This window comes from Acinetobacter sp. YH12226 (assembly GCF_013417805.1).
Classification (GTDB): Bacteria; Pseudomonadota; Gammaproteobacteria; order Pseudomonadales; family Moraxellaceae; genus Acinetobacter.
Map to the genome: position 1 here is coordinate 292,360 of NZ_VPDG01000001.1, position 17,167 is coordinate 309,526.

Here is a 17,167-nt window from a genome sequence, read left to right on the forward strand (position 1 = left end):
AGCGCTAATATGCAGACAAATTAACACAGTGCATAGTATGATTTAGCCTGAAATGAAGATTTATAAATATACTATTTTCATTAGCCTATTCAGATTCAGCTCTAAGACTGCAGTATAAAGGACGACCTTTGAAATCTTGGCTCACTCGTCTCAAGCAAACCACCTATAACACGACCTTGATGTATAACCTGCGCATGATGACGGCATTTGCAGGTACCGCCTTTGTTCCCTATTTTATGGGACAACAATTGATGACGATCCCATTGACTTTAGGGGTGGTCGCAGCCGGTTTAAGCGATATTGATGACCGCTTTTCGGTGCGGATTTTAAATCTGCTCTACACCTACATTGGCTTCTTTATTACGGCAGTAGGCGTATATCTGCTTTTTCCTTATCCCTTGCTGTTTGCCTTGGCCTTAATTGTGTCCTGTATTGCCCTGATTTTGCTGGGTTCACTAGGGCGACGCTATGCCACGATTTCCTACGGCTGTCTGGTGATTTCCGTTTATTCCATGCTCGGGGTGGAGCTGTTTGATGAATGGTATAAACAGGCTGGTTTATTGGTCATCGGCGCGATGTGGTACGGTCTGCTGTCGACCATCAGTTTCCTGATTTTCCCTGCCCGACTAGCGCAAGACAAGCTTGCCATTTCCTATTCTGCTCTCGGTGACTTTTTATATGCCAAGTCCAATCTGTTTGATGTGGACATGACCCCGAAAAGCTATCAGCAAAGCATGATTGAACTCTCGCTTGAAAATGGGAAACTGATTGCGATTTTTAATGAGATGAAAACTGCCCTTTTGACTCGCCTGAAAGGTGACCGGGGGCAAAAAGACACCCGTCGCAGCCTGCAATATTATTTTGTCGCGCAGGATATTCATGAACGTGCCGATTCAGCGCATATTGATTATCAGAAACTGGCCAAGATTTTCCAGCATAGCGATATCCTGTTCCGCTTCCAGCGCATCATGTCAATTCAGGGCAAAGCCTGTAAGGACCTGAGTGAAAGTTTGCTGATGCGCAAACCTTATGTACATAACCAGCGCTTCAAGCATGCCTTTGATAACCTGAGACAGTCTCTGGATAAGTTACGTCAGGAGCAGCAGTATGATCAGGTCTGGATCAGTGCCCTGTTTGCGCTGTTTCAAAACCTGAAATCGATTGATGCCCAGTTACGCAACCTGGAAACCGAGCAGAATATCAAGTCCGAGCGTTTCAAACATATCGAGAACCAGCTTAGAGATGATGACCTGAAAGGCTGGGATGACATCAAGATTCGGATTAAGCAGCATCTGACCCCAGAATCGGTGCTGTTCCGGCATGCCATTCGCCTGTCGATTGTGCTGCTGATCAGCTATATTTTTGTACAGGTCAGCAATATTGAATATGGTTACTGGATTTTATTGACTGCACTCTTTGTCAGCCAGCCGAACTTTAACGCCACCAAACGGCGCTTACGTCTGCGTATCGTGGGCACTTTGGTCGGTATTATTCTCGGTTATGCCATTTTATATTTTGTGCCTTCCATCGAAGGACAATTATTGCTTCTGGTACTGAGTGGGATTTTGTTCTTTGAATTGCGCAGTAAACAGTATGCACAGGCCACCGCCTTTATCACGATTTTAGCGCTGATCAACTTCAATCTGGATGGTATGGGCTATGCCGCGGCCATCCCGCGTATGATCGACACCTTGATTGGCTGTGCGATTGCCTGGTTCGGCGTCAGCTTTATTTTCCCGGACTGGAAGTTCCGGCGTTTGCCGCGCAGTATCAAACGCAGCTTGCAGGCAGAAGCAGATTATTTGAGTGAAGTGATCGAGCAGTATAAATCGGGACGTAATAATGGCCTGAAATATCGGATTGTGCGTCGTGCTGCCCACAATACCGATGCCGAGGTGGCTTCACTGATTTCGACACTGGCCACTGAACCGGATATTGATCCGGTACAAAAATCACTAGCCTTTGAGTTTCTTTGTCTGAACCATACTTTTATCAGTTATATTGCCGCACTGGGCGCACACCGGGAAAAAATTGAAGATCAGGACATTCTGAATTTACTGGACAAAGCACTCGAGAACATTCGTGGTGCATTGTTACGAGATGAAATGCCCGATTTAAGTGCGCAAAATATGATTCCCCATATTCGACAGCGCCTGGCTCAAGATCAGGAGCAAGATCAAAAATCCCTGATCATTTTGCAGCAGCTGTCTTTAATGTTCAGTATTTTAAAGCAGTTGAGCCAACTGAAACAAAGTTTGAGCCATGAGCGTGATGAACAGGCAACTGAATTAGGTTCATTATAATTTGGCTGATTTTGGAACAATATACTCACTGAATTGGTACAATTAGTGCTAAACTTTTTACAGTTTAAAATCTGCTAATTTCATTATGACCGCGAAAAATTTATACGCTTATACCCTACAGCCTGTGAACTATGAAATTTCAGAAGCCGAGCAGCGTCATGCTCAGCTGGTGATCTGGCGTAGTACCAATAAAATTGGCATGAAAGCATGGCTGATCATGGGTGCTGTTGTTGCACTTTCTATTCTGGGCATTCTGCTCCTGAAGAACTATTCTACCGTGTTCTGCTGGGTGGCCATTGTCTGTGTGGTGTTGTATTACCTGATCCGTACCTTTGGTCTGGAATGGTATGTTAAACGCAAGATGAATGAATTTCCGGTACAGGAAATCAAAGGTGTTCGCCTGGGCGTGCAACCGCATGGTATCGTGATGCGCCAGAAAATGGGCATGCAGGAAGGTGTTGGCGCGATTAGCTGGAAAGACATCTATGAATGGTACAACACACCAGAATTCATGTTGGTCAATTTCAAAGTAAAAGGCCAGCAAGGCGCCTATATCCTGCCGAAACGTCTGGACAGCAAAAACTTCTCTTTCGCTACGATTCGCAAGCATCTGGAAGCAGAAGTCGGCGCAGCAAAACAAATCTAAACTGTTCTTTCTTCAGTGAAAAACCTCCTGCCCCGGCATGGAGGTTTTTTTAATCTCAAAATAATAAATGATAATGAGAATAAATATTATCCTCAACACCTATAATTCGGGCTCAAACTTCAGTTATAATTTTGCCACTTTTATAGATCTCACCCTTAATCTGACGACCATGTTTAAAAAGACATTTTTCCAAATCCACTGGTTTCTGGGGATTACAGCAGGTTTAATCCTCTCGATAATGGGGGTCACTGGCGCAATCTATTCCTATGAACAACAAATATTAAAATGGATGAATAGCGACAGTTATACGGTTCAGGTTCAGCAACGTGACAAACTCACGCCTGCCGAGCTGTATCAGCACTTTAACCGTACTGCGCCTGACATGAAGATCAACAGTATTACCGTGGCACAAGATCCGAGTGCTTCGAGTACTGTGAATGTTGCCAAAGAAGGCGCACGGCGTGGTCAGAACATCATGATCAACCCGTATACTGCGGAAGTCTTGCCAGAGATTAAGGGTCGGGAATTTTTCCAGTTTGTTCAGCAACTGCATCGTAATTTGACGGTTGGTGCGGTGGGTAAGCAGATTACCGGTGCCTGTACCCTGATGCTGATCTTTTTTGTCTTGTCAGGTCTGTACCTGCGCTGGCCGAAACGTCATTCGATCAAGCAATGGTTCTTTGTAAAACCTCAACTGAAAGGCCGTAATTTTATCTGGGATCTGCACGCTGTTGTGGGAACCTGGGTGGTGATTTTCTACCTGATTCTGGCCTGTACCGGTCTGTACTGGTCTTATGACTGGTGGCGTAACGGCATGTTTAAGGTGCTGGGTGTAGAGCGTCCGCAACCGGAAATGCAGGCCAATGCCGGCAATAACCGTGGTGAAGGACGTCCAAGCGGTGAACGAGGTCTACGTGCCGAAGGTGAAGCACGAGGCGAAGGCCGCCAAGGTGGCGAACGCGGTGCTCGTGGTGAAGGCCGCGAAGGTCTCAGCCCTGAAGCCACTGTCCGTGCATTGGACCATAGCTGGATTGGCTTTAACACTGAATTTTCAGATAAGTATTCTACTGTAACGTTTAACCTTCCGAAAAAACCGGATGGTGAAATGCAACTGAGCTTTGTCGATCCAATCGTTCAGCATGAACGTGCACGAAACAGTGCCACTTATAATTACCAGACAGCTGAATTTACCAAAGTTGAGCTGTATGAAGATAAAAAGCTCAATGAAAAGATCATGAGCAGCATGTTACCGGTGCATCGTGGCAGCTTCTTCGGCCCGATCTACCAGTTCTTTGCCATGGTCGCAGCCTTGTTGATGCCGTTGTTCTTTGTGACCGGCTGGATGCTCTATCTGAAACGTCGCAAACAGAAACGCTTAACGCTGGCAGCACGTCAGGGTGCGACTTTAGTAAACCTAGATGAAAATTCCAAACCGTGGCTCATCGCGTATGCGTCACAAACAGGGGTTTCTGAGCAGCTGGCTTGGCGTACAGCAACTGCCCTGCAGGAAGCGCGTCAACCGGTAACCGTCAAGCCGGTACAACAGCTGACGCTTGCCGATTTACAGCAAACTGAACAGGTATTATTTGTTGCCAGTACCTATGGCACGGGCGAAGCACCGGATCTGGCTTCTTCTTTTGAGAAAAAAATCCTGTCTGCTCAAGCTGATCTCAGTCATTTAAGTTATGCTGTATTGGCCTTAGGTTCTCAGGAATATCCAGACAGCTATTGCAGTTTTGGTCACCGTATTGATCAGTGGTTAAAACAGAATGGTGCCCAGCAGCTATTCAATACAATTGAAGTCGACAATGCCAATAACGAGCATATCCAGCAATGGAATACTGCACTGGCACAAGTCACTCGACTTGAGCTACAAGCGATGAGTATCGATAAGACCTTTGATCACTGGAGTTTGAGTAAACGTGAAGTCCTCAATCCGGGTAGTCTGGGTGCGCCTGCCTTCAATATCGAACTGACCCCTGAGCATGAAGCCGTCTGGCAAGCAGGTGATATTGCCGAGATTCAGCCAGGAAATAGCCCAGAACGTATTTATGCATTTATGCAAAAGCACCAGATAGCAGCGGGTACACAAGTACCTTCTATGCAACAGAATATTGAACAGGCACTCTGGGATCGTAATCTGACTCAGGCTGAACCTTTTGATTCTCTGGATCAGCTCCTCACGCAATTACCGGTTTTGGCAACACGTGAATACTCCATTGCCAGTATTCCAAGCCAGCAGGTTTTACGTCTGGTGGTACGTCAGCAAACCGATGCTAGTGGTAATCTGGGATTGGGTTCAGGCTGGCTGACCCAGCATGCGGCTCTCAATGCGCCCATTGCACTGCGTATTCGCAGCAATGAATCTTTCCACCTGATTGATGACAACCGCCCGATTATCTGTATTGGTAATGGTACCGGCATTGCCGGACTATTAAGTCTGCTCAGTGCGCGTAACCGTCAGGACTATAGCCAGAACTGGCTGATCTTCGGTGAACGTCAGCGTGAACACGACTTCTTCTTTGAAGAAACCATTCAGGCCTGGCTGCAAATGGGAACCCTGAAACGTCTCGATCTTGCATTCTCGCGCGACCAGCAGGAAAAAGTTTATGTACACCATAAACTGCGTGAACAGGCTGAAGAACTAAAAGCTTGGATTGCTCAAGGTGCAGTGATTTATGTCTGTGGTAGCATCAATGGCATGGCCAGCGATGTGGATCAGGCCCTGATTGAGATTCTCGGTGAAACGATGTTAGATCAATTACGTCTGGATGGACGTTATCGCCGTGATGTATATTAAGATAACCTGATATGCTAAAAACCGGGCTCAATGGCCCGGTTTTTATTGAAGATGCAAAAGCAATAATAAGAATATGAATAAGAAAAAAGGAACCCTGGATGCTCAATCAACTTAAACGAAGTCTTAGCCTGATCTCTGGCTTGATCCTATGTATCAATAGCGTCTGGTTACTGAGCCAAGGTCAGAGGCATTTTGCTATTGCCCTGTCGATCTTCATTGGGGTGGCACTCATCCTGTACGCCTTATTTTTTTCATCTATTCAGCGCTGGAAACAGAATTCCCGATTCAGAACCTTGTTCTGGAACAGTCTCTGGGGCGGATTTTTATTCTGGATAATCAGTGTCGCGGCTTTCTTTGTTTATATCCAGATGTCAATCAACCCGAATATTCCGGCACGACCTGCTACAGCGATTTTAGTATTAGGCAGTGGCATTAATCAGGGTCAGCCCTCACCCATCTTAAAAAATCGTCTGGATACCGCAGCAAAATATGCAGAACGATATCCAAATACTTTAATCATTATGACCGGTGGACGAAATTTCCGGGAGAGACAGAGCGAAGCTGAAGTCATGCAAAGTTATATCTACACGAACTATCCGCAGCTCAAAAACCCCATTAGCTTAGAAGATCAAAGCAGAAGTACCCAACAGAACCTGCAATATTCTCAGGCAATCCTAAAACAGCAACATATTGATCGAAATGAGCCCATTGCGATTGTCACTAGCGATTTTCATAGCCCTCGTGCCCGTGCCATTGCCAGACATCAGGGTTATCAACAAGTCATCAGCCTGAGTGCCAGCACACCCCAGAATGTTCGCTATAATTCCTGGTTACGCGAATATTTTGCTTTGATAAGTGGCTGGCTACTGAATGAATATTCATTGTTCCAATAAACAAGCTGTTTTAAAAACAATAAATTTAATTTAAACGGATCTGCCTAGGCAAAGGCATATCCGGATTTTTAAACAGTTCCGGTTTTTGTACATAGATCTGATACAGATAATTTTTAATATCGAGTAATAATTTTTCCGGTGCCACCAGAATATTCTGTCCTTCCGGGGTCAGATCAAGCGAAACAATGGTACTTTCCTGACGTAAAAAGGGAATGACTTTCTCTACAAAATCCTTAAGACCAATTTCCTGAATCTCGTAATTTGCCCAATTGTCTTTAATCAGCAGTCGAGCCAGACCTTTACTTTGCCAGCAGGCAAATGCGCGTTGTCCGGTAGGCGTGGCACATAAGGCCCAGCCATCTTGGTAGAGTGCAAAAATGCCAGCATTGGCAACAATGGCTTCAATATATTGCTTATAAAGCTGTTGAGGATCGAAAGCAGTTTTTTGGGATTTGGTCGCGGCTTTGCGCTGATAGGGATTTCTCATGGTCGTGAAATCTTAATATTATTATAATACAATCAGATTCTAAGGAATAAATAGAGTTGAAGCAAGAAGATATGGTGGGCGCTGACGGGATCGAACCGCCGACATTCTGCTTGTAAGGCAGACGCTCTACCAACTGAGCTAAGCGCCCTGAGAAAACAACAGTGTTGTTTTAAATGACGCAAGACCGACAAGGAATGTAGTCTTGGTATCTTGAAAACTCAGATCTCAGGAATCCAAGCTTCTCATCTTAGGATGGCGCAGCGGACGGGGCTCGAACCCGCGACCCCCGGCGTGACAGGCCGGTATTCTAACCAACTGAACTACCGCTGCATCGTAAGAATCTGGTGGGCGCTGACGGGATCGAACCGCCGACATTCTGCTTGTAAGGCAGACGCTCTACCAACTGAGCTAAGCGCCCTGATAAAGAGTGTCAATCTTTAGTTTATTAAATTCAGGCTCAGGGACCTCAATTTAATTTCTTTTGAAATGGCGCAGCGGACGGGGCTCGAACCCGCGACCCCCGGCGTGACAGGCCGGTATTCTAACCAACTGAACTACCGCTGCATCGCAAAAGAATCTGGTGGGCGCTGACGGGATCGAACCGCCGACATTCTGCTTGTAAGGCAGACGCTCTACCAACTGAGCTAAGCGCCCTCAAAAGGTCTATCGTATAAATGGCGCAGCGGACGGGACTCGAACCCGCGACCCTCGGCGTGACAGGCCGATATTCTAACCAACTGAACTACCGCTGCATTTACACAATGTCGCTATTGTGGCAAACGAAAATCAAGATCTTAAAGTGGCGCAGCGGACGGGGCTCGAACCCGCGACCCCCGGCGTGACAGGCCGGTATTCTAACCAACTGAACTACCGCTGCAACTATAAGGTCTCAACATGAAAGAGCTTGGTGGGCGCTGACGGGATCGAACCGCCGACATTCTGCTTGTAAGGCAGACGCTCTACCAACTGAGCTAAGCGCCCTTTCTAAACGTCTATCATCGTTTGATGGGTGCATTATAGAGAATCTGCACAGCCTGTCAAACGCTTTTCGGAATGTTTTCCACTTTTTAGGTGTGAGTGATTAAAAAATAGGTTGTTTGTTAAAAAAAACAACACTTTTTGTTTATTTTTTAAGTCTCTACCGAAATTTTTTAATTTTCAAAATGAAAATTGAAGCGAAATTTTGTGTTTTACCCTGCGAAGTTTCAGTCTAACCACACGACATATTGCAATTCTGATTAAGGATTATACAAAGCTTTAAAATACTCGACGTTGTGTTCATGTAATCTTTCAACTGTCATTTATTTTTATTCAGAAAATGCCAGTAAATCTAAGCTTCAAATAATCATTTAACCCATTCCATGCGATAAAAATACCATCTGGATCAGATTAATCAATCTTTTCTGCTGTCTCCACCAAGCAGATTCAGTCCATAAAAACAAAACCATTTTCACATAATCTTAAAATCTAACTTTTATTCGCTTTTCGAAACATTCAGCCTGCCCAGATCTAATGCCTGTTCTGAAATATAGACCAGTGCATCTTCACTGATCAGGTCAAATAATTCAGCGACCTCCGGATTACGCATACGGATACAGCCGTGCGACAGCGGCTCTCCCATCTTTTCGGTTTCTGGGGTGCCATGAATATAGATATAACGCTGATAGGTATCGCAGCCCTCGCCTTGATTAAAACCCGCTTCAAGGCCACTCAGCCATAAAATGCGCGTCAGGATCCAGTCCCGCTGCGGGAATTCTGCCGCCAATTGGGGATTATAAATTTCACCCGTCGCCTGACGTGCGACAAATACACTATTTAAGGGAGCATTCTGACCAAACTTTTCAGCAATCTTGTGCCAGCCACGAGGAGTCTTGCCACTATTTTCAGTTTCACCAATGCCATTTTTGCCACTGGAAATCAGATATTGCTTGTTTAGACGGGGCAGATACAGTTTTTGTTGGGCAAGATCAATCAGGATATCGGCTTGATCCAGATGCAAGGTATTCATGACTTGTTATTCTCAGACTCTATTTTATTTGGCTTTATAGGGTTTAACTGATTATCTTCAGATGGCGCTGTTGGTAGATCTGTCTTTTCTGGGTCAACTGTATTTTGCTGAATAAGGATCTGATTCGGTTCAGGGCGTCGCCATAACCAGATCGCGACGATCAGCATCGTAATATTGGTAAAGGCTTTTACGGCCAAGGGTGCAGTAGTAAACAGCATGATGATCCCGCTGATCAGCATCATGATACTGGCCAGCCATTTGGCCTTACGCGGTACAGTACCGTGGGCACGCCAATCTCTTAAGGTCGGACCATATTTGGGATGATTCAATAACCAGTCATCCATTTGTGGCCAGCCTTTGGATGAGGCCCAGGCGGCCAGAATCAAAAAGACCGTTGTTGGCATACCCGGCAGGATTGCACCGATAAAGCCCAGGATCACAAACAGCACCACCAGACTTCGCCAAAACAACACTTTCATACATCAACCCTAACCGCAGAATTCAGGTAGTATAAAGCGTTTTCCGATACTGTCCGTTGTATTTCTGCACTTTTCACAGGTTGTACTATGCCCTTTTCCAGTTTAAACCAAAATCTTGTAGAGGCATGGCAACGTTATCAACATCCTCTGGTGCGTCAACTGGCATTCGCTGTCGGCAGTCCGAATATCCTGTCCGGCATTCCGGATGAACTTGAGCTTATACATCACTTTGAACTGCATGACAGCCAGACCTGGCAGCACTATCTGAGCCGTTACCATCCACGTTTAGAGTTTCTTGATCAGCACCCAGAAGAATTAATTGAATTTGTGCAGCAACTGAAAAGCACACGTTTGGGGCTGCGTTTTGAAATGCTGGTCTGGTTCTGGTTGCTCGATGATGCTTACCATCCCTATCGGCTGCTTGGTCATAGTCTGCAGAAAATTGAGGGTGCAAAGACCTTGGGCGAGCTGGATTTTCTGCTATTAAATACCGATACAGGACAGATTGAACATTGGGAAGTGGCATTGAAGTATTATCTGGCCGAAGCCGATTTTAGTCTGCCGCATTGGTATGGCCTGAACCGCACCGATACTTTAATCAGAAAAATGAAACATTTCACACAAAAACAATTCCAGTTTGATGAGGCTTTGCAGCATCCCATTCAAAGACGGTTTTGCGTCCTCAAGGGACAGCTGTATTTGCCTACACATCATGCTGATCAACCAATTCCCTCATGGATCAATACCGAGCGTCGTCTGGGCTTATGGGGACAGCATATTCCTGCTGCACAGCACGGTTTCTATCGTCTGCAACGACATGAATGGATTTATCCGCAAGCCCGGCCGAGCAGTTCAGCTGCGATCTGGTGGACGGATGGCCTCTATAAAAAGGTCGATAGCAATGACTTTTATATGTATCGCAATCCGGTGCTGATCCAGCATCCATCGCATAAGCCCCTATAAAGCATTACATTTATTAACCGAAGCACTATGAAAACCACATATTTTTTAGAGCGTATATTTTCTACTCTAAGTCCCACATCATAATAATTTTATTATTGATTATACGGAGATGATGATGAAAAAAATTCTTGCTGCTTCATTAATGATGGCTTTTGTATTGACTGGCTGTAACACCGTAAAAGGCATGGGCAAAGATGTGTCTAAGGCTGGCGATGCGGTAACCAATACTGCTGAAAAAACCTCTGACGAAATCCGTCAAAACTAGTTTTTTCTTAAACGCTCACAGAACCCTATCTCAGATAGGGTTTTTTTATATCAGTCGTTCACATTCAAGCCTATATTCGCCTATTATAGAACCGAAAAAATTATCGACTGTTGAATACCGTATGAGCTCTTCCGCTACCCTCGATTTAAGCCTGCAACTATTACGTCAGCCTTCTGTCACACCGATTGATCATGACTGCCAGAACATCATGGCTGAACGTTTAAAGAAGATTGGTTTCAACATTGAATCCATGCGCTTTGAAGATGTAGATAATATCTGGGCACGCAAAGGCACAGAAGGTCCGGTCTTCTGTTTTGCTGGCCATACTGATGTCGTTCCGACAGGGAATCTGGATGCCTGGAACTCAGATCCATTTTTACCAGAAATCCGTGAAGGCAAACTTTATGGTCGTGGCAGTGCCGACATGAAGACCGCGTTGGCAGCCATGGTAGTCGCCACAGAACGTTTTATTGAAAAATATCCGAATCATAAAGGTTCGATTGCCTATTTGATTACTTCAGATGAAGAAGGCCCATCGATTAATGGCACGGTGAAAGTGATTGAAACACTGGAAGCACGTAATGAGAAAATCACCTGGTGTCTGGTCGGTGAGCCTTCAAGCACTAACAAACTGGGCGATATTGTCAAAAATGGCCGTCGTGGTTCATTAAATGCCAACCTTACAGTCAAAGGCAAACAGGGTCATGTGGCCTATCCGCATCTGGCCGTGAATCCGATTCATACCGCTTCTAAAGCCATTGCTGAACTGTGCGACACAGTCTGGGATCATGGCAACGAATATTTCCCGGCGACGACCTTCCAGATTTCCAATATCAATTCGGGTACAGGCGCAACTAACGTAGTTCCCGGCACCATGAACCTATTGTGCAACTGGCGTTATTCAACTGAAGTGACCGCTGAAGAACTTAAAGCACGTACTTTAGAAATTCTGGATCGTCATGGTGTGGATTATGACATTTCTTGGACTTTATCTGGCCTGCCTTTCCTGACGCCAGTTGGTGAACTAGTAAATGCAGCTAAAACCGCCATTCTGAATGTGACAGGGACTGAAACCGAACTCTCGACTTCGGGTGGCACCTCAGATGGCCGCTTTATTGCGCCTACAGGTGCACAAGTTCTGGAACTTGGCGTATTAAATGCCACGATTCATCAGATCAATGAACATGTCGATATTGCAGACCTAGAGCCACTGGCTGAAATTTATGAGCAGATCTTGGTCAACTTACTTGGGAATTAAATAAATTCATAACGCAATAAAAAAGGAACTCCATGGAGTTCCTTTTTTATATTTTATAGCCTGGATTACAGCCCGATTGTAGCCTGAATATTGGTCATATTCGGAATATGGAACAGCTGTTCGTTCATGCGCACATATTGAAAGATGGCAGGATCATTCACCGGCTGATCGACATCGACCACTTCGGAAATACGAATCCGGATGGTTTTCGGCATTTCATTACACATCAGGGCAAAGCGCTGAGTAATTTCATCCCCCTCAATCACCAGTGCCACCCCATTTTGACGTGACGGATCATTCACTGCATAGACCGGTAACTGTGCCTCATGCCATTCTACAGTTTTGACCTGAGTATTGCTATCCAGTGCTGACAGGACAATGTTTTGTGGCAATAACATCGGATCTTTGCCATGACAGTCAATAATATAGGCATCAATAAATCCGGTCGATACCGTAATCAGATGCTGAAGTTCCTGCTGGCTAATCTGATCAGCCATTTTATTGCTTGAATTGGTCTGACTCATATATTACCTCTGTTTTTCAGCAATCAGTTGCTGGATATTGGCCAACAGTTCCGCTTCCTGGAACGGTTTACCCATATAGTGCGTTACGCCCAAGCTGAATGCACGTTCACGATGCTTCTCACCGGTACGTGAGGTAATCATAATAATCGGCAAGTCACGGTGAATATCATGGTGACGAACCAGATTGGTCACTTCGAAACCGTCCATGCGCGGCATTTCGATATCCAGCAACATCAGATCCGGTCTGACGTTTTCAAGCTGCTCGATCGCATCTACGCCATCTTTGGCAGTGACAATATCATAGCCTTGACGTTCAAGCAGACGCGACGTCACTTTACGTACAGTCACCGAGTCATCGACAATCATCACCAGACGACGTGCATTTGAATTACGCGAACCATCACGCTGATCATTCAGCTGTTTGACACGCTGTGTCGCCTGAATCTGGCGGGCAACATTCTGTCCATCGAGAATCAGACAGACCTGACCATCACCCAGAATCGTGGCACCGGCCACTACCCCGACGTTGGCAAACTGCTGTCCAATCGGTTTTACTACAATCTGCGCTCGTGAACCGACCAACTGATCGACCAGCAAGGCAATGGTTTGACCACTATTACCTTTAATCAACAGCACCGGCAATGAATGACCAACATTATTCAGACGTGGAATCGGCTGGTTGCCAACAAACTCAGACAGATAACGCAGCTTATAGTTTGCGCCATCGATCTTGAAATAGTCATCTTTACTGTTGAAATAGCTTTCCAATGTGGTCGGTGCAATACGCACAATTCGGTCAATCTGCGCCAGAGAAATCGCATATTGCTGATCGCCCACTTTCACCATCAAGGCATCGCTGACCGCTACGGTCGTCGGTACGCGAATCGTAAAGACCGTACCCTTGCCCAGTTCCGAGCTCACTGACACATGGCCGCCCAGTGATTTGATCTCGCTTTGTACCACATCCAGACCGACACCACGACCAGAAATCTGGGTCACTGCTTTCGCGGTACTGAAACCAGGATGGAAGATAAATTGCAGGATTTCTTCCTGATCAATGACTTGATCCGCTTTGATTAGATCCAGACTCAGCGCTTTTTCACGAATCTTCTCCGCATCGATCCCCTTACCATCATCACTAAAGGACACGATTACATCGGTTCCCTGACGGCTGATGTTCAAGACAATAGAACCGACTTCCGGCTTGTTCAGTGCGATACGATCTGCAGTATCTTCCAGACCATGGTCAATCGCGTTACGCAACATGTGCTCAAATGGGGTGACCAGACGCTCAAGAATGTTACGATCCAATTCACCTTCGGTATTCTGTACGATCAGTTCTGCAGGACGGTTCAAGGTGGTCGAGGTTTGACGCACAATACGCTGTAAACGCGGTAACATCCGGTCAAATGGGACCAGACGGGTACGCATCAGGCTTTCCTGAATTTCCGCCTGAATACGGGATTGTTGCAATAACAGTCCTTCGGTTTCGCGAATCTTGTCGGCAAGCGTACTCTTGAAGTCGACCAAATCCGATGCAGATTCTGCAAGCGATTTGGACAGCTGGTTTAGAGAGGAATATTGGTCCATTTCCAGCGGGTCAAAGTCGGCATAGCGCGAGTTCTCTGAACCATGTTTGGCAATAATCTGTGATTCCAGCTCGCCTTCCATTCGACGTAACTGATCTGCAAGACGCTTGATCGCCAATTCCATCTCGTTCAGGGTATTGCCCAGCTGACCCAGGTCCATCTCGATACGCGAACGGTTAATCGAGTTCTCACCGGACAGGTCAATCATCTTCTCGACCAGATCAGCAGAGATACGGATCATCTCGTTATTGCTATCGCTGGTGCCGCTATTTGCCCACTCACCCATCATCTGTGGTGGTTCAGTACCATCACCTTCAACAAAGCCGAAGTCGGTACTGACCACCAGATTATCTGTTTTCGCCAGACGCTCAGGCAATTGCGCAGTAACATCCACATAAGCAATCTTTTTCAGACTGCTGTGCAGCTGCTCAAAACCGCTATAGTCGCGCTGGAAAATCGCCTGTCTTAACCAGACCAGCGTTTTCTGCAATAAGCCATCATAGGCATTCGAGTTAAATTGATAGACCGCAAACTGTTCAAAAGTCGTTTCTAGCTCATAGGCAATACTGGCCACTTCTTCAACATCAATCATACGTGCGCCGCCCTTGATACTGTGGGCAGCACGCTGTAATTGCAGCAATAAACTACGGTCACTACGCTGATCAAACCATTGATTGAGGAGCTTCTCGGCATTGGCCAGAATCTCTTCGGATTCTTCCAGGAAAGATTCTTCAACAATGGATTTCAGTTGGTCTTCTTCAGAACGTTCTACTGGTGTGTCTTCAGTAGCCTCAGGAGATTCCAAGATTTCCAGTAATTCTTCAGCTTCTGCCAGATCAGTTGCAGGCTGTTCAGTCGTTGCTGACTCTTCAAGTTGCGGTTCAGGAATTGATGTCGCTTCGACCTCTGCAACTTCAACTCCAGCGTTCGCGCTCTCCGCAGCAGCAACAGCTTGTCCAGACACCAGCGCCTGAATATTTTGCAGAATCGCAATCGCTTCTGGTGCAGGATAATCAATACCGTCTTCCCGAATCGATTGAATACGATCGGAAATGTTGTCCTGTACTAGGCGAATAATTTGGATTAAAGCAGGTGTCACGGCAATTTGCTGACGGATCACCCGCTCATAAATACTTTCCAGTTCATGCGCAATCAAACCGATATGCGAAGCTGCAATCATGTTTGCACCACCTTTTAAGGTATGCAAATGACGCATCAGATTGTTCAGTGAAGTCGTATCATCCTGTTTTTTGCTCCAGGTATTCAAATCTTCATCAATGCCTGCGAGCAATTCATCCGCTTCTTCCAGGAAGATACTTAATAATTCTTCATCAAAATCACGGTTGGTTTCAGTACTTTGCTGCTGCTGACGATCTGCAGCGATGCGTTGACTCAAACCAGCAAAATCGACACTGCCTGTCGCGACAGTTTCAGCCACTTGTGTGGCCTCTGAGCTTAGCTCAATATTCTGATTACTAGTATCTTCAGCAAATATCTCGAGATCCTGCTGCACAAATGCAGACAGTTCACTGAGTATTTTTTGAATCTCATCATTCAGAATGACGCGCTGTCCTGCGGCCAAGGTATCAAATAAATGAATAAATTCCTGATGCGCCTGTGCGAACAGTTCATAAGCATAATCGCTGTTTAGCAGCACTGGCTTTTCAAGTAGCGCATCATAAGCCAATTTCAGGTCGGCAGTGAATTCATGAATGCCTTGCGCTGCCCGGCTTTCTGTATGTGCCAGCAATTCTGCAGCCTGCTGGCTGAGTGCCTGAATATATTCCGGATAATCGACTTGGGCGCGTTTATCAAATTCAAACTCGGCATCCAATAACAGATCAATATCCAGCTCAACCAGTTTAGACACCAAACCTTGCGTCTGAATGCTATTGGTTTCAGTAACTGCAAAGCCATAATCATTCCAGACACGCTCAAAGGTGGCATATACCGCATCCAGTTTTGCAGTATTGCCCTGACGTAGCAAATGCAGATAGTCACTGACAAACTCAGCATACTGAATCAGTAAAGCGGTTTCTTTTGAGGTTGAGACAATTTCATCTTGTAGCAAGGTTTTGAACAGATGCTCCACTTTAGAGCTGGCCTCAAAAATCTGGTCAATCTGCGCCATGGATGAACTGCCGCGCAAAGTATGAATCGCACGAATCAGCGCATTATAATCTTGTGATTTTTCATCTTCAGTGCGAAGGAAGGTAGCAATCGTATCCAGATGCTCTTCTGCTTCTTCAATAAAGATCGCCACAGTTTCTTCGATATCACTGCGAACCGGTACTTCTACTGGCGCTATTGTTAGCTCAACTTCACTTGGCTCATTGTCTGCAAGCTCAAGACCTGTCATCTGACCTTCAGCGGTCAAATGATCTGCCAATGCCAGTAATTCTTCCAATGCAGGTTCAGGCGAAATTTGTTGTTGTAATTGTTGTCCCAACAGCACCATTGGACGCAGATCGAGATCCAATTGCTGTACATGTTTGAATTTTGGATATAAAGCATATTGATAGACATTCAGTACCGCTTGGGCAAATTTCTGTACCGTCGGTGTTAGCTGAATCGAACCGGACAAAACCCGGTTTAAGGTATCTTCAACCGCCCAGGCCATTTCCCCTGCCGATTTTGCCCCGACCATGCGGCCTGAACCTTTCAGGGTGTGAAAATGGCGGCGAATGGTCTTCAGATTTTCTTGATGATCTGGATTGCTCAACCATTCTGGAAATAAAGCATTTAACTCAACGAAGATCTCTTCGATTTCCTCAACAAAAATTTCAAGAATTTCTGCATCTTGGTCAAGATAACTATCTTCAGGAAGCGTTGTCGTTTCAACTAAATTTTTTAATATTTCTTTCATAGCTCATGCTTCTTACGTTATGCCGCCAAGAAGGGCGCTCAAACTTAATTGTGACCGTCACGCGATACCTAACGTATGAAGTTAAG

At 45.6% G+C, this 17,167-nt stretch carries 11 protein-coding genes, 8 tRNA genes and 1 pseudogene; 7 read left to right on the forward strand and 13 right to left on the reverse strand.

Annotated features, from left to right (window positions below; genetic code table 11):
* Positions 1-128: 128 nt before the first annotated feature.
* The 4 genes from yccS to FTV08_RS01455 all read left to right on the forward strand — a co-directional run bounded on the left by yccS (position 129) and on the right by FTV08_RS01455 (position 6,642).
* Complete coding sequence (gene yccS / locus FTV08_RS01440; protein ID WP_044111500.1) at positions 129-2,303, forward strand: YccS family putative transporter; 2,175 nt, start codon at positions 129-131, stop codon at positions 2,301-2,303.
* Positions 2,304-2,388: 85 nt separating this feature from the next.
* Positions 2,389-2,949 (forward strand): YcxB family protein, encoded by a 561-nt coding sequence (locus FTV08_RS01445; RefSeq protein WP_004280696.1) that lies wholly within the window; start codon positions 2,389-2,391, stop codon positions 2,947-2,949.
* Between the two features lie 169 nt (positions 2,950-3,118).
* Positions 3,119-5,749: a sulfite reductase flavoprotein subunit alpha gene (locus FTV08_RS01450; RefSeq protein WP_180086346.1), complete on the forward strand. Its 2,631-nt coding sequence runs from the start codon at positions 3,119-3,121 to the stop codon at positions 5,747-5,749.
* Between the two features lie 98 nt (positions 5,750-5,847).
* Positions 5,848-6,642: a YdcF family protein gene (locus FTV08_RS01455; protein WP_180086348.1), complete on the forward strand. Its 795-nt coding sequence runs from the start codon at positions 5,848-5,850 to the stop codon at positions 6,640-6,642.
* A gap of 25 nt (positions 6,643-6,667) precedes the next feature.
* Here FTV08_RS01455 and FTV08_RS01460 read toward each other — a convergent pair whose 3' ends face one another.
* The 11 genes and pseudogenes from FTV08_RS01460 to FTV08_RS01510 form a co-directional block, all read right to left on the reverse strand.
* Positions 6,668-7,129, reverse strand: a complete 462-nt coding sequence (locus tag FTV08_RS01460; protein WP_005104048.1) for a DUF2750 domain-containing protein — start codon at positions 7,127-7,129, stop codon at positions 6,668-6,670.
* Positions 7,130-7,201: 72 nt separating this feature from the next.
* Positions 7,202-7,277: transfer RNA gene (locus FTV08_RS01465), tRNA-Val, on the reverse strand.
* 105 nt (positions 7,278-7,382) lie between these two features.
* Positions 7,383-7,459: transfer RNA gene (locus FTV08_RS01470), tRNA-Asp, on the reverse strand.
* Between the two features lie 12 nt (positions 7,460-7,471).
* Positions 7,472-7,547, reverse strand: a tRNA-Val gene (locus tag FTV08_RS01475).
* Between the two features lie 69 nt (positions 7,548-7,616).
* A tRNA-Asp gene (locus tag FTV08_RS01480) sits at positions 7,617-7,693 on the reverse strand.
* A gap of 14 nt (positions 7,694-7,707) precedes the next feature.
* Positions 7,708-7,783 (reverse strand) — tRNA-Val (locus tag FTV08_RS01485).
* Positions 7,784-7,804: 21 nt separating this feature from the next.
* A tRNA-Asp gene (locus FTV08_RS01490) sits at positions 7,805-7,881 on the reverse strand.
* Positions 7,882-7,929: 48 nt separating this feature from the next.
* Positions 7,930-8,006: transfer RNA gene (locus tag FTV08_RS01495), tRNA-Asp, on the reverse strand.
* Between the two features lie 28 nt (positions 8,007-8,034).
* Positions 8,035-8,110 (reverse strand) — tRNA-Val (locus FTV08_RS01500).
* A 493-nt stretch (positions 8,111-8,603) separates the two neighbouring features.
* Positions 8,604-9,137, reverse strand: a complete 534-nt coding sequence (gene elsL / locus FTV08_RS01505; RefSeq protein ID WP_004731981.1) for a cell wall-recycling L,D-carboxypeptidase ElsL — start codon at positions 9,135-9,137, stop codon at positions 8,604-8,606.
* Between the two features lie 125 nt (positions 9,138-9,262).
* Positions 9,263-9,616 (reverse strand): annotated as a pseudogene (locus FTV08_RS01510) (YbaN family protein); the annotation flags it as partial.
* Between the two features lie 87 nt (positions 9,617-9,703).
* On the opposite strand from FTV08_RS01510, the gene FTV08_RS01515 reads away from it, so the two are divergent.
* The 3 genes from FTV08_RS01515 to dapE all read left to right on the forward strand — a co-directional run bounded on the left by FTV08_RS01515 (position 9,704) and on the right by dapE (position 12,102).
* The gene (locus FTV08_RS01515) at positions 9,704-10,579 is read left to right on the forward strand and encodes a DUF1853 family protein (RefSeq protein WP_121979779.1); all 876 of its coding nucleotides are present in this window, start codon (positions 9,704-9,706) and stop codon (positions 10,577-10,579) included.
* 112 nt (positions 10,580-10,691) lie between these two features.
* Positions 10,692-10,844, forward strand: coding sequence for an entericidin A/B family lipoprotein (locus FTV08_RS01520; protein ID WP_004280704.1), 153 nt, complete (start codon positions 10,692-10,694; stop codon positions 10,842-10,844).
* Positions 10,845-10,965: 121 nt separating this feature from the next.
* Positions 10,966-12,102 carry a succinyl-diaminopimelate desuccinylase gene (gene dapE / locus FTV08_RS01525; RefSeq protein ID WP_180086350.1) on the forward strand — a complete coding sequence of 379 codons (1,137 nt, stop codon included), beginning with the start codon at positions 10,966-10,968 and terminating at the stop codon, positions 12,100-12,102.
* Positions 12,103-12,167: 65 nt separating this feature from the next.
* Here dapE and FTV08_RS01530 read toward each other — a convergent pair whose 3' ends face one another.
* Positions 12,168-12,626, reverse strand: a complete 459-nt coding sequence (locus tag FTV08_RS01530) for a hypothetical protein (protein ID WP_044111490.1) — start codon at positions 12,624-12,626, stop codon at positions 12,168-12,170.
* Positions 12,627-12,629: 3 nt separating this feature from the next.
* A complete protein-coding gene (locus FTV08_RS01535; RefSeq protein ID WP_180086352.1) occupies positions 12,630-17,081 on the reverse strand; it encodes an Hpt domain-containing protein in 4,452 nt (1,483 codons plus the stop codon).
* Positions 17,082-17,167: the final 86 nt, after the last annotated feature.